This window comes from Sandarakinorhabdus sp., from assembly GCF_987265915.1.
Genome location: NZ_OZ503948.1, coordinates 1,670,574 through 1,682,466, shown reverse-complemented (window position 1 = coordinate 1,682,466; position 11,893 = coordinate 1,670,574). Strand labels below are relative to the sequence as shown.

Annotated in this window: 15 protein-coding genes and 1 pseudogene; 3 read left to right on the top strand and 13 right to left on the bottom strand. The window is 64.3% G+C overall.

The genetic code is table 11. The annotated features are described in order from the left end of the window. Positions 1–29: 29 nt before the first annotated feature. The 5 genes from AC6UUM_RS08200 to AC6UUM_RS08180 form a co-directional block, all read right to left on the bottom strand. Entirely contained in the window at positions 30–626 is a 597-nt protein-coding gene (locus AC6UUM_RS08200; protein WP_500804833.1) for a 50S ribosomal protein L25/general stress protein Ctc, read from the bottom strand. 112 nt (positions 627–738) lie between these two features. Continuing rightward, positions 739–1,110, bottom strand: a complete 372-nt coding sequence (locus AC6UUM_RS08195) for a hypothetical protein (protein WP_500804832.1) — start codon at positions 1,108–1,110, stop codon at positions 739–741. After that, a complete protein-coding gene (locus tag AC6UUM_RS08190; protein WP_500804831.1) occupies positions 1,107–1,964 on the bottom strand; it encodes a TraB/GumN family protein in 858 nt (285 codons plus the stop codon). Before AC6UUM_RS08190 ends, AC6UUM_RS08195 begins: the two co-directional genes overlap by 4 nt. A gap of 35 nt (positions 1,965–1,999) precedes the next feature. Next, the gene (locus AC6UUM_RS08185; protein WP_500804830.1) at positions 2,000–3,535 is read right to left on the bottom strand and encodes an AMP-binding protein; all 1,536 of its coding nucleotides are present in this window, start codon (positions 3,533–3,535) and stop codon (positions 2,000–2,002) included. 22 nt (positions 3,536–3,557) lie between these two features. Continuing rightward, positions 3,558–4,184 carry a Pr6Pr family membrane protein gene (locus tag AC6UUM_RS08180; protein WP_500804829.1) on the bottom strand — a complete coding sequence of 209 codons (627 nt, stop codon included), beginning with the start codon at positions 4,182–4,184 and terminating at the stop codon, positions 3,558–3,560. A 109-nt stretch (positions 4,185–4,293) separates the two neighbouring features. Between AC6UUM_RS08180 and AC6UUM_RS08175 the strand changes: the two genes are divergently transcribed. Next, the gene (locus tag AC6UUM_RS08175) at positions 4,294–4,623 is read left to right on the top strand and encodes a DUF6481 family protein (RefSeq protein ID WP_500804828.1); all 330 of its coding nucleotides are present in this window, start codon (positions 4,294–4,296) and stop codon (positions 4,621–4,623) included. A gap of 130 nt (positions 4,624–4,753) precedes the next feature. On the opposite strand, the gene AC6UUM_RS08170 is transcribed toward AC6UUM_RS08175, so the two are convergent. From AC6UUM_RS08170 to petA, 4 genes are read right to left on the bottom strand one after another with little or no spacing between them, the layout of a single operon-like run. Beyond that, positions 4,754–5,320: an adenine phosphoribosyltransferase gene (locus AC6UUM_RS08170; protein WP_500804827.1), complete on the bottom strand. Its 567-nt coding sequence runs from the start codon at positions 5,318–5,320 to the stop codon at positions 4,754–4,756. Positions 5,321–5,362: 42 nt separating this feature from the next. Further along, positions 5,363–6,181, bottom strand: a complete 819-nt coding sequence (locus AC6UUM_RS08165; RefSeq protein WP_500804826.1) for a cytochrome c1 — start codon at positions 6,179–6,181, stop codon at positions 5,363–5,365. 13 nt (positions 6,182–6,194) lie between these two features. Continuing rightward, positions 6,195–7,490: a cytochrome b gene (locus AC6UUM_RS08160; RefSeq protein ID WP_500804825.1), complete on the bottom strand. Its 1,296-nt coding sequence runs from the start codon at positions 7,488–7,490 to the stop codon at positions 6,195–6,197. Between the two features lie 11 nt (positions 7,491–7,501). Continuing rightward, complete coding sequence (gene petA / locus AC6UUM_RS08155; protein WP_500804824.1) at positions 7,502–8,068, bottom strand: ubiquinol-cytochrome c reductase iron-sulfur subunit; 567 nt, start codon at positions 8,066–8,068, stop codon at positions 7,502–7,504. A 214-nt stretch (positions 8,069–8,282) separates the two neighbouring features. Between petA and hemF the strand changes: the two genes are divergently transcribed. Next, a complete protein-coding gene (gene hemF, locus AC6UUM_RS08150) occupies positions 8,283–9,137 on the top strand; it encodes an oxygen-dependent coproporphyrinogen oxidase (protein WP_500804823.1) in 855 nt (284 codons plus the stop codon). Between the two features lie 19 nt (positions 9,138–9,156). Here hemF and AC6UUM_RS08145 read toward each other — a convergent pair whose 3' ends face one another. The 4 genes from AC6UUM_RS08145 to AC6UUM_RS08130 form a co-directional block, all read right to left on the bottom strand. Beyond that, a complete protein-coding gene (locus AC6UUM_RS08145; protein ID WP_500804822.1) occupies positions 9,157–9,825 on the bottom strand; it encodes a hypothetical protein in 669 nt (222 codons plus the stop codon). 71 nt (positions 9,826–9,896) lie between these two features. Then, entirely contained in the window at positions 9,897–10,229 is a 333-nt protein-coding gene (gene grxD / locus AC6UUM_RS08140; protein ID WP_500804821.1) for a Grx4 family monothiol glutaredoxin, read from the bottom strand. A 46-nt stretch (positions 10,230–10,275) separates the two neighbouring features. Next, positions 10,276–10,506, bottom strand: coding sequence for a BolA/IbaG family iron-sulfur metabolism protein (locus AC6UUM_RS08135; protein ID WP_500804820.1), 231 nt, complete (start codon positions 10,504–10,506; stop codon positions 10,276–10,278). Further along, positions 10,506–10,823: a DUF1476 domain-containing protein gene (locus AC6UUM_RS08130; RefSeq protein WP_500804819.1), complete on the bottom strand. Its 318-nt coding sequence runs from the start codon at positions 10,821–10,823 to the stop codon at positions 10,506–10,508. Before AC6UUM_RS08130 ends, AC6UUM_RS08135 begins: the two co-directional genes overlap by 1 nt. Positions 10,824–11,060: 237 nt before the next feature. Between AC6UUM_RS08130 and purC the strand changes: the two are divergent. Beyond that, positions 11,061–11,834, top strand: a pseudogene (gene purC, locus AC6UUM_RS08125) (phosphoribosylaminoimidazolesuccinocarboxamide synthase); the annotation flags it as partial. Positions 11,835–11,893 lie beyond the last annotated feature (59 nt).

Genomic DNA, 11,893 nt, shown 5'->3' with positions numbered 1-11,893 from the left:
GCCGGTTGGGCAGGGCGCGACGGCTGGGATTACGCCGGAACGGCTTCTTCGCTGCGCATCGCCTTGGGCGCAACGATGGTGGCGATGGTCATGCCGGTTTCGCGACCGTGCGGCTTCACGCCGGCCGGAAGCGCCACATCGCCGATGTGGATCGACGCGCCGATGGCCAGACCAGCGACACTGACCGTCACTTCATCCAGGATATTGTCGGCCGGGCAATCCAGCTTCAATTCGTGGGCGACGATGTTCAGCATGGCGCCAGCCTTGATCGCGGTCGATTCGTCCTGGCCGACGAAGTGCACCGGCACCGTCACGGTGACCAGTTCATTGCCGGTCAGGCGCAGGAAATCGACATGGATCGGGCGGTCGCTCACCGGGTGGAAGGCGACATCGCGCGGCAGGGTGCGGATGGTGGTGCCATCCAGTTCCAGCTCGACGACGGCGCTCATGAAATGGCCGGTGTGCAACTGGCGGACCAGCAGCTTTTCCTCGATGTGGATGGGGGTCGCGGCTTCGCCGGCGCCATAGATCACGGCCGGGACACGGCCTTCGCGGCGGATCGCGCGGGAGGCTCCCTTGCCTGCCTTGGCACGAACTTCGGCCGCGAGCTTCACGGTAATGCTCATTGCTCGCTCCTGATTGGTCAATCGCGGTGCCGCCCCGCCTCCAGGGATGCGAAAATGGTGGTGGCCACGCGAAGGGCGGCGCTTAGGCGAAGCGGCGGCAAAAGGCAAGCGGTCAGGGCTGATCGGTGTAGCTGTCGATCTTCACCGCGCCGGATTCGTCCACCAGCACGAACAGTTCCAGAACCGGGCCGCGTTCATAGCGGGCCTGCCAATCAATGCTTGTGCGTGCGTCCGCGCCGGACACGCGGGCGGCGCGGCCGTCCAGATAGCGGCCATGGCGGGCGCTGATCGCGCGAAAGGCCCGCGCCGTGCCGATGCCGGGGCGCAGGTTGCGCGTCGATTGGCTGAGCAGGCCGTCGATGGCGGCGGTGTCACCGGCATTGAGCGCCGCGTGGAAGCGGTCGATCACCGCCAAGCTGTCCGCCTCGCCCGGCGCACGGCTGCACGCCGCGAGCAACAACAGCAGGGGCAGCAGCCACCTCATTCCACCCGCCGAACCGTCAAGCCGCGCAGCTTCAGCAGCGCAATCAGGCTGTCCGGCCCGGCCATGTGCGCGGCGCCCACCGCCACGAACACGCCGCCGGGCTGTGCGGCGCGCTTCGCCAGCCAATCCGCCCAGGCTGTGTTGCGGCGGATGATCAGCGCTGCCTCCAGTTCGGGCGACAGGCTGCCATCATCGAACTCCGAACGGATGCGTTCGACATCGCCGGCTTCCCAGGCCTTGAGCAGCGCGCGGATTTCATCCTGCGCGGCGCCGGCATCGATGATCGCCGAGCCCAGCAGCAGCCGCTGTTCGGCTTCGGGCAATGCATCGAACAGGCCGAGTTGAAATTCCGCGGTTTCCAGCCCGACCACCGGCTTGTCCGCCGCCTTGGCCATGGCGATCAGGGCGCGATCGACGCCATCATTCGCGTCCAGCCCACTGCGCTGCATGTCGATGGCCAGGATGGTGATGGCGGCCAGCCAGCTTTTGTAACGATCCAGGCTGTCGGCGGGCATGCCCAGGCTGCGCAACTGCGCGGACAGCCGCGGCCGCAAATCGGCCGGCAAGCGGCTGGCCAGCGGGATCGGCGCCGGCAGCATGCCGATACGCCGCACGACATCCGCCATGGCCACCGGATCGCCGCTGTTTGCCACCTCCACCACCAATGTGTCGGCGCTGGTGAAGGCGGCGCGCGCCGCATCGCTCATCCAGCTCTTGCCCCGCGGCAATGCGTGCACCGTGCCATAGAGCGTGATGCGCGCCGCACCGCCCTCCAGCTGCCACATCGCCGGCGCAGCGAGCGCCGGCGCGGCGAGCAGCAGCGCAAGAACCAGACGGAAAAAACGCATCACCATGGCCCGGCATAACAGGCCGGGCCGTTTGGGCAAGATCAGGCGCTCTTGGCCCAATACTCGTCCTTGAGCAGCCGCTTGTAGAGCTTGCCGGTATCATGCCGGGGCAGTTCGGCGCGGAAATCGATGCGTTTCGGGCATTTCACGTGGCTGAGCCGGCCGCGGACGAATTCGATCAGTTCGGCTTCCAGGTCTGGCCCGGCGCGCGCCATATCGCGCGGTTGCACCACGGCGTGCACGGCTTCGCCCATCACATCGTCGGGGATGCCGAACACCGCCACGTCGGCGACTTCGGGATGCAGGGTCAGGGCGTTTTCGGCTTCCTGTGGATAGATGTTCACCCCGCCCGAAATGATCATGAAGGCGGCTCTGTCGGTCAGGAACAGATAGCCGTCTTCATCCACATGGCCGATGTCGCCGAAGGTGGCGCCATGCTCGCTCATCACGCTCGCCGTCTTGGCGGGATCATTGTGGTAACTGAACGATCCGCCGCCGTGGAAGAAGATCCGCCCGGTCTGGTTCGGGCCCAGCAGATTGCCATCATCATCGAGCACGCGGACCTGGCCCAGGATGGATTTGCCGACACTGCCCGGCCGCGCCAGCCATTCCTGCGGGGAAATCGCCGTGAAGCCGGCGCCTTCGGTGGCGCTGTAATATTCATAGATCACCGGCCCCCACCAGCTGAGCATCGCCTGCTTCACATCCACCGGGCAGGGCGCGGCGGCGTGGATGGCGACCTTCATCGACGACAGATCATGGGCGACGCGCACATCTTCGGGCAGTTTCAGCATGCGCACGAACATCGTCGGCACCAACTGGCTGTGGGTGATGGCAAAGCGTTCGACCAGCGCCAGATAGGTTTCGGGGTCAAACTTCTCCATCACCACCACGGTGCCGCCGAACTTGTGCACCGCCATGCAGTAACGCAGCGGCGCGGCGTGATAGAGCGGTGCCGGCGACAGATACATCATGCCCGGCCCGAACTGGTAAAGCGCCGCCACCAGCCCGGACAGCGCATCGACCTGATCGATCGGGCCTTCCGGCAAGGCCCCGCGCACGCCCTTCGGCCGGCCGGTGGTGCCGCTGCTGTAAAGCATGTCGCGCCCGGTGCTTTCATCGGCGATACGGCTGGTGGGCAGGCCGGCGACGGCATCGGCCAGCCGCACGCAGCCCGAAACCCCTGCGCTTGCGCCAGCACCGGTGCACAGGCGCGCGCCGATATCGAGCCCTGGCGTGGCCGCCACGGCCACCGCCGCGAGCGCCGGTGAGCAGAAGATCGCCTTGGCAGCGGAATCCTGCGCGATATAGCCGGCCTCGTCCGCGTTGAGCTTGGTGGACATCGCCACGAAAATCAGCCCGCAACGCTGCGCCGCCCAACAGATCGGCAAATAATCGATTTCGTTGTACATCAGGATCGCGATCGTGTCGCCGCGCACCAGCCCCAGCCCGCGCAGCAGATGCGCCACACGGTTCGATTCGGCCTCAAGCTGGGCATAACTCAGCATCTGGCCGCTGCCAGCCATGATGATTGCCGGTGTGTCCGGCTGTGCCGTGGCGTGGTGGAACGGATGCATGCGCGTCTCCCCAAATTCAGCTTCAGGCCGGCCGACGCCGGTCCCATGTGATTGCCAAGGCCATCAACGCAGCAAACAGCGCAGCCAGGCCGGTGATGTTCAGCATCACCTGGCTCCAGCCCAGTTTGCCGGCATCAATGAAGAAATAGGCGTAGCGCCCGGTTTGCCCGCCCACCCACAGCGAAAAGCCACAATAAGCCAGCGGCAGCGGCAGCACCACCGCCAGATGCCGCCAGTGTAACTGCCCGGCCGGGCGCAGCCACAGCCACCACGACGCCCAGGCCAGCGGCGTGATGATGTGGAACACCATGTCCACCGCCTGGCGCAGCACCGTCGGCGGATGATTGAAGCCCGCCAACAGCGTGTTGTAGATGATGCCGACCACCACGATCCACGCCGTGCTCGCTGCCAGCAGCGCCGGGTGCGCCAGGCCGGCGGCACGCCCGCCCATGCCCGCCTGCACCGCGATCAACGCCACCGCGGTGTTCGACCAGATGGTGAACCAGCCATAGAGCATCGCGGCAGCACGCACCGGATCACGGCCGCGTTCCACCACATCCAGACTGAACTGGGTGAGCAAAGCCGTGCCAGCCAGCATCGCAATGCCGGCAGCAGCAATGCGGGCACGCGGATGCAGCCTGTCGTTCATGCATCCTTGCTATCGCAAGCGCCGCCCAGCGCAAAGCCTGTCGTGATAGGGGGGATCAGCCACGCCGTTCACAGTTGCGGCAGCAACCCTGAGCGGGTAAAGCACGCGCATGTTCAAACTCCCCGATCACAACGACCGCGCCAAGACGGCGGCCGAAGCACGCCTGGCCAAGCTGGAAAAGTTCAAGCAAGCCGCCCCGCCCAGCGAAGAAGCCCTGGCCGCCAGCAAGGCCCGCGCCGAAAAGCGCGCCCAGAAGGAAGCCGAAGCCAAGGCCGCCCGCGCCGAGCGTGCCCGCCAGCAGGCCGAGGAAAAGAAGCTGCGCGAAGCCCAGCGCGAAAAGGCCGCCGAGCAGGCCCGTCTGGAAGCGATTTCTCGCGAAGCCGCCCAGAAGGCGGCGCGCGACGCGCGCTATGCAGCGCGCAAGCAGCGGATCAAGTAAGGACTTGTTTCTCCCCTCCCGCTTGCGGGAGGGGTCGGGGGTGGGTCAGTCTTGCCCACAGCGCACTGAAGGTGGCCCATCAATCCCACCCCCAGCCCCTCCCGCAAGCGGGAGGGGAGCCGTGTAAGGCTTAATCCCCCTCAAATTCCAACAGCGTGTGCACGCCGATCCCGGCAGCGCGCAGTTTTTCTGCCCCGCCCAGATCGGGCAGATCGATCACGAACGCTGCTTCATCGACCACGGCGCCAGCGCCGCGTAGCAGCGCCACGCCGGCCAGCGCCGTGCCGCCCGTGGCGATCAGATCATCAACCAACAGCACGCGCTGGCCCGGCTGCACCGCATCGGCATGCATCTCGATGCGGTCGGTGCCATATTCCAACGCATAGTTGACGCCCGTCACCCGACCGGGAAGCTTGTTCTGTTTGCGCAGCAGCACAAAGCCCACCCCAAGCCGCTGCGCCAGCGCCGCGCCGAAGATGAAGCCGCGCGCTTCGATGCCGGCAACCAGATCAGGCGGCGTGACCACTGCCGCCGCCAGCCGATCGGTGCAGGCGGCAAAGCCCGGCCCATCCAGCAGCAAGGTGGTGATGTCGCGAAACAGGACGCCGGCATGGGGATAATCCGGAATCGTCCGCACCAGTGCCGCGAGATACCCTCGTTGGCCATCACCGTCTCCCAACAACAAAGCGGCGGCCATCCTTTCGGAGGGCCGCCGCCTGTTCAACTCGCAAATCGGCGATCAGGCCTTTTTGATGTCGGCCCACACCTTGCGATAGCTCAGATAGCCCAACCCGGTCATGACGATCAGGAACAGGATCACCGCCACGCCGGTTTCCTTGCGGTTTTCCAGCTTGGGTTCGGCCGTCCAGGTCAGGAAGGTCGCAACATCCTTGGCATATTGGTCAACCGTCGCCGGCGAACCATCGGCATAGGTCACCTGGCCGTCAGCCGCGAGTGGCGGCGGCATGGCGATATTGATGCTGTGGAAATAGGGGTTGTAATAAAGCGTGTCCGGCTTGGTCCAACCCTTCGGGATATTGTCAGAGTAGCCGGTCAGCAGCGAATAGACATAGTTGGTGCCATTCGGGCGCGCCTTGGTCATCAGCGACAGATCAGGCGGATTGGCGCCGTTCTGCGCCGCACGCGCCGCGGCTTCGTTGGCATAGACCAGCGGGAACTTGTCAGCGGCCGTCGCCTTGCGCGTCGTCGGTTCGCCCGCACTGTCGATGGCCGGCACTTCATATTCGGCGGCGATCGTCTTGATCTGCGCCGGGGTGAAGCCAAGATCGGCCAGATCGCGGAAGGCGATGCGGTTGATCGAATGGCAGGCCGAGCAGACTTCCTTGTAAACCTGGAAGCCGCGCTGCAACTGGGCGCGATCGAACGTGCCCAGCACGCCGATGTTGCCCGGGCCGTTGTGCGCCCATTCCATATGCTTCGGATGTTTCAGCAAGGCCTTGGCCATGTCTGGCGTCACGTCTTCGCGGGGGACAATCGCCCCCCACAAGGCGTTGATGACAAACAGCAGGCCGACGGCAAGAGCGCCCCAGCGGATCATTTACATCTACTCCTTATTCGGCCGGCTGCGCCAGGGGCGCACCACCACCAGCCTTGCCATATTTGGCCAGCACAGCTTCCGAGATCGAGTTGGGCAGCGGCTTGGTCTTCTCCAGCTTGGAGACGATCGGCAAGATGATCAGGAAGTGCGCGAAATAATAAGCGGTGAGCAGCTGGCTGGCCCGCAGATAGGGCTCTTCGGCCGGCGCACCGCCGCAAACGCCCAGTGCCAACGCCACGGCGACGAACACCCAGAACAGGATGCGCGACAGCGGACGATAGTTGTTCGACCGCACCGGCGACGTGTCCAGCCAAGGCAGCAGGAACAGCAGCAGGATCGAGGCAAACATGGCGAGCACGCCCCACAGCTTGGCCGGCACGCCGAGGAAATCGGCCGTGAAGGCACGCAGGATGGCGTAGAAGGGCCAGAAATACCATTCCGGAACGATGTGCGCCGGCGTGGAAAGCGGGTTGGCCGGGATGTAGTTGTCGGCTTCACCCAGGGCGTTCGGCATGAAGAACACGAAGGCCGAGAAGATGATCAGATACACACCCAGGCCAACGAAATCCTTGGCTGTGTAATAGGGGTGGAACGGAACCGTATCGCTCTCGGTCTTCACTTCGATGCCGGTCGGGTTGTTGGAACCCGGAATGTGCAGCGCCCACACGTGCAGGATGATCACCCCGAACGTCACGAACGGCAGCAGATAGTGCAACGAGAAGAAGCGGTTGAGCGTGGCGTTGTCCGGCGAGAAACCGCCGAGCAGCCAGGTCTGGATCGTCGGGCCAACCAGCGGAATCGCCGAGAACAGCCCGGTGATGACCTGCGCACCCCAGAAGCTCATCTGGCCCCAGACCAGCACATAACCCATGAACGCCGTGGCCATCATCAGCAGGAAGATGACGAGGCCGAGCATCCACAGCACTTCACGCGGCGGCTTGTAGGAACCGTAATAAAGCCCGCGGAATATGTGGATATACACAACGCCGAAGAAGAAGCTGGCACCGACCGCGTGCATGTAACGGATCATCCAGCCGCCGTTCACATCACGCATGATGTGCTCGACGCTGTCGAAAGCGACGCGCGTGTCGGCGGCGAAGTGCATGGCAAGCACGACCCCGGTGATGATCTGGATGACCAGCGCCACACCGGCAAGCACGCCGAAATTATAGAATGCGTTCAGGTTCTTGGGCGTGGGATAGCCCGGCCCGAGTGCGTTGAAGATGAAGCGTGGCAGCGGCAGCCGCTGATCGATCCACTTGCCGACTTCACTCGTCGGCTGAAATTGTTTTGCCCAGGGAAAGCTCATCTTTCTCCTCCTCAGCCGATCGTCACCGAAGTGGGTGACTTGAATTGATAGGGCGGCACTTCCAAATTCTTGGGCGCCGGGCCCTTGCGGACGCGCGCGGCCGTATCATAGTGCGAGCCATGGCACGGGCAGAAATAGCCGCCGAAATCGCCACGCACTTCGCCTTCGGCCGCGCCCAGCGGCACGCAGCCGAGGTGGGTGCACACGCCCAGCGTGATCAGCCATTGTTCGTTGCCGGGCTTGGTGCGGTCTTCCAGCTTCTGCGGATCGCGCAGCGATGCCACGTCAACCTTCTTGGCTGCCGCGATTTCTTCAGGCGTCAGGTGCCGGGCAAAGACCGGTTTGCCGCGCCAGCTGGTCTTGATGGCCTGACCGGGCTGCACCGGTGTCAGATCGAGATCGATCGACGCCAGTGCCAGCACGTCTGCCGACGGGTTCATCTGATTGACCAGTGACCAGGCCACCGGCACGACGCCAGCGCCGGCAAAGGCCGCCGTGGCAATATAGAGGAAATCCCGGCGACGCTCGCCGCCCGATCCGAGATTTTCGACAGGAGCCTGCCGCACTTCGCTCGCCATTTCGTCCCTTCCGAAAATGGATGCAAGACAGGCAGGACCGCCGCCCACCTGCAACCCGACGGCGATAGACAAGCGATGGTCGCAACGCAACGGGCAAAAACTCCCCAGCCCTCGGACATTTTGGCGCGCCCATTACCAGCCCGTAAGATACGGATGATCCCGGATGCTGCGGGTTTGGGCTTTTCCGCCGCGTCGTGGCTGGCTAGAAGGCCGCATGATCCAGCTTGATGACCAGCAGCGCGCCGCCCAGGCGTGGTTCCGCCAACTCCGCAACGACATCTGGGCGATGCTCGAACAGTTGGAAGACGAATCCAAGGCGCCGGGCGACGCCGGCCGCTTTGAAAAGCGCGTGTGGGATCGCACCGATCACAGCGGCGGCGAAGGCGGCGGCGGCGAAATGGGCGTGATGAAAGGCCGGGTGTTCGAAAAGGCCGGTGTCAATATCTCGACGGTGTTCGGCGAGTTCAACCCGGATTTCGCCAAGCAGATCAACGGCGCCGCCGAGGATCCGCGCTTTTTCGCCACCGGCATCAGCTTGGTGATCCACCCGGTCAACCCGCTGGTGCCGGCCGTGCACATGAACACGCGCATGCTGGTCACGACCAAGCGCTGGTTCGGCGGCGGCGTCGATCTGAACCCGGCGCTGCCCGATGCCGATGAGACCGCCGCCTTCCACGCCGCCGTGAAGGCCACCTGCGATGCCCACAGCCCGGACTATTACCCGGCACATTCGAAATGGGCGGAGGAATATTTCTGGGTGCCGCACCGCAACCGCCATCGCGGCGTTGGCGGCATTTTCTATGACCATCTGAACAGTGGCGACTGGGCGGCGGATTTTGCCTATACGCAGGCCGTCGGCCGCTGCTTCCTGGAAACCTACCCGAAACTGGTGCGCGCCAAGATGCACCAGGATTACACCCCGGAACAACGCGCCGAGCAGCTGCGCTATCGCGGGCTCTATGCCGAATTCAACTTGGTCTATGATCGCGGCACAACCTTTGGCCTGAAAACCGGCGGCAACACCGATGCAATCCTCATGAGTCTGCCGCCGCACGCACGCTGGGATTGATGGGGGGATTGATTCGGGTTCAGCGCACCATCAGCAAGCGGTAGGCGACGGCCCCGGCCACGGCGGTCCCCACTGCCACGAAACAACTGCCGATGCCGACCAGCAGCGCGTGGACAAAGCGCGCCGCGCCGTCCAGTCCGATCAGGCGCGTCACCACATCCAGTGCCGCGCCGGCGCCTTCGGCCAGGATCGAGATGCCGATCACGCTGAACAGGCCGGCGACCAGGAACAGGCACAGCGGCAGGCCCTGGCCTTCGGTTGCGGCCCAGCTGCGTTTGAGAATGGCAATCGGCGATCCGCCTTCGGCCATGGCGACGGCGGGCGATACAAAGATCAGTCGCGCAAACAGATAGAAACCCGGCACCAGCAGCGCGAGAAAGCCGAAACCGACCGGCAGCGATGCCAACAGCTGCGCGGCGACATAGACCGGGAACATCGCCGCCGCTGCGGCCAGCGCCCGGCGCGGGGCATCGCCGGGAAACAGCACCATGTGGGTGATCGCCAGTTGCGCCAGCGCCGCCAACAGGCTGGGCAGCGCCAACCGCCACAACAATTGCGGCGGGCTGATGTTGGTCAGATCGGCCGGTGGCGGCGGGCCATAGAGTTCGACCGCCACGCCGACCAGCAAGGTGAACGGCGCCGCAACGAAGAACATGCGCGACAGATCAGCCGTCAACAGCGATGTCATGCCATCCCAGATGGCGGAAACGGCAAGCCGCGGGGAAGGTGGTGGCACCGGGCGGGCCGGATCAGCTGCGATCAGACCTGCGAAGCGATGCCGGCTTCGGCCACCAGCGCCTGCAATTCGCCGGCCTGGAACATCTCGATCATGATGTCGCTGCCGCCGACAAATTCACCCTTCACATACAGCTGCGGGATGGTCGGCCAATCGCTGTAGGCCTTGATGCCAGCGCGGATTTCCGGATCGGCCAGCACATCGACCGATTCAAAGCCGACGCCGAGGCGCTCGAGGATCTGGATCGCGGTGGAGGAAAAGCCGCACTGCGGGAAAAACGGCGTGCCCTTCATGAACAGCACGACATCGTTGCTGGTGACGAGGGCATTGATGCGATCATGGACGGGATTGCTCATGGGAGGCTCTATCCTTGCAAACTGGGTTGGGCGCTCTGGGCCGTGATCAGGCCGGAATCGTGGTGAGTTTCAGGGCGTGCAATGCTGCCCCCATGCGCCCACCCAAAGCATTATACACCAGCCGCTGTTGCGCAACCCTGGACAGGCCGGCGAACTGCGACGCGGTGACGACGGCGGCGTAATGATCGCCATCGCCGGCGAGATCGGTGATCTGCACCACGGCGCCGGGCAGCGCCGCCAGAATCGCCGATTCGATCTCGTGTGCGGGCATCGCCATCAGGCGACCCCGGCAATCTGGGCTTCGGCCTGCACCAGTTTTTCCGCCAACATCGCCTTGATATCGGATTCGCCCACACCGTGCGGCGCCAGATCGCCGAGCAGCTTGGCGATGATGTCACTGTCGCCGGGCACTTCCAGATCGGAAATCAGCACCGATTTGGCATATTCCTCGGCGATTTCACCGGATTTGCCGAGCTTTTCCGCCGCCCACAGCCCGATCAGCTTGCCGCGGCGCGCCAGGATGCGAAAACGAGTTTCCTCGTCGTGGGCGAACTTGGCTTCGAAGGCTTGTTCGCGATTATCGAAACTGGTCATGCGCCGTTGCTCCTGCACTCTGCGTTTCCCAGATAGGCGAGGCGAACGCCGGGTTCAATGTCAATGCCGGGCCAATGCCGGCAAGTTGTGCCGGAAGGGCTTTGCGGCTATGGCCACTCCCCCGCGCGCGTCGGGCGTGTTAACCTGCCCTTGCAGGCCCGCACTGGCCACGCGCAGACCATGTTTCCGGCGCCGCCCTCAGCCCACAAGCCAGGCGGCACCGCCCAGGAGAACCGCATGACCCGCCGCCGCCAGATCTACGAAGGCAAGGCCAAGATCCTGTATGAAGGCCCGGAACCCGGCACCATCATCCAGTATTTCAAGGATGATGCCACCGCCTTCAATGCCCAGAAAAAGGGCACGATCAGCGGCAAGGGCGTGCTGAACAACCGTATTTCCGAACATGTCTTCACCCTGCTCGGCCTGATCGGCATCCCGACGCATTTCATCCGCCGCCTGAACATGCGGGAACAACTGGTGCGCCAAGTAGAGATCATCCCCATCGAAGTGGTGGTGCGCAATGTCGCCGCCGGCAGCATCGCCAAGCGCTTCGGCATCGAGGAAGGCACGATGCTGCCGCGCACGATCATCGAATATTATTACAAGGATGACGCGCTCGGCGATCCGCTGGTGACCGATGAACATATCGCCGCGTTCGGCTGGGCCAGCCAGGACGAGATGCACGACATTGCCGACATGGCGATCCGGGTGAATGATTTCATGGCCGGCATGTTTGCCGGCGTCGGCATCCGGCTGGTGGATTTCAAGCTGGAATTCGGCCGGCTCTATGATGGCGATTTCGCGCGCGTCATTCTGGCCGACGAGATCAGCCCGGACGGCTGCCGGCTGTGGGACATGAAATCCGGCGACAAGCTGGACAAGGACCGCTTCCGCCGTGATCTGGGCGGCGAGGTCGAGGCGTATCAGGAGGTGGCGCGCCGGCTCGGCCTGCTGACCGAGGACGAATCGGCCGTGCTCGATCTGGATGAGCACAGGAAGGCGCGCGGGCAGACGGTGGGCCCGGCGGGCGCGAAAGGCCCGACCATGGTGCCGACCGAAGCACCGCCGGT

Bases quoted from the DNA above. Each gene is read 5' to 3' on its own strand.
- AC6UUM_RS08200 (WP_500804833.1), bottom strand. From the start codon at position 626: ATGAGCATTACCGTGAAGCTCGCGGCCGAAGTTCGTGCCAAGGCAGGC.
- AC6UUM_RS08195 (WP_500804832.1), bottom strand. From the start codon at position 1,110: ATGAGGTGGCTGCTGCCCCTGCTGTTGTTGCTCGCGGCGTGCAGCCGT.
- AC6UUM_RS08190 (WP_500804831.1), bottom strand. From the start codon at position 1,964: ATGGTGATGCGTTTTTTCCGTCTGGTTCTTGCGCTGCTGCTCGCCGCG.
- AC6UUM_RS08185 (WP_500804830.1), bottom strand. From the start codon at position 3,535: ATGCATCCGTTCCACCACGCCACGGCACAGCCGGACACACCGGCAATC.
- AC6UUM_RS08180 (WP_500804829.1), bottom strand. From the start codon at position 4,184: ATGAACGACAGGCTGCATCCGCGTGCCCGCATTGCTGCTGCCGGCATT.
- AC6UUM_RS08175 (WP_500804828.1), top strand. From the start codon at position 4,294: ATGTTCAAACTCCCCGATCACAACGACCGCGCCAAGACGGCGGCCGAA.
- AC6UUM_RS08170 (WP_500804827.1), bottom strand. From the start codon at position 5,320: ATGGCCGCCGCTTTGTTGTTGGGAGACGGTGATGGCCAACGAGGGTAT.
- AC6UUM_RS08165 (WP_500804826.1), bottom strand. From the start codon at position 6,181: ATGATCCGCTGGGGCGCTCTTGCCGTCGGCCTGCTGTTTGTCATCAAC.
- AC6UUM_RS08160 (WP_500804825.1), bottom strand. From the start codon at position 7,490: ATGAGCTTTCCCTGGGCAAAACAATTTCAGCCGACGAGTGAAGTCGGC.
- petA (WP_500804824.1), bottom strand. From the start codon at position 8,068: ATGGCGAGCGAAGTGCGGCAGGCTCCTGTCGAAAATCTCGGATCGGGC.
- hemF (WP_500804823.1), top strand. From the start codon at position 8,283: ATGATCCAGCTTGATGACCAGCAGCGCGCCGCCCAGGCGTGGTTCCGC.
- AC6UUM_RS08145 (WP_500804822.1), bottom strand. From the start codon at position 9,825: ATGACATCGCTGTTGACGGCTGATCTGTCGCGCATGTTCTTCGTTGCG.
- grxD (WP_500804821.1), bottom strand. From the start codon at position 10,229: ATGAGCAATCCCGTCCATGATCGCATCAATGCCCTCGTCACCAGCAAC.
- AC6UUM_RS08135 (WP_500804820.1), bottom strand. From the start codon at position 10,506: ATGGCGATGCCCGCACACGAGATCGAATCGGCGATTCTGGCGGCGCTG.
- AC6UUM_RS08130 (WP_500804819.1), bottom strand. From the start codon at position 10,823: ATGACCAGTTTCGATAATCGCGAACAAGCCTTCGAAGCCAAGTTCGCC.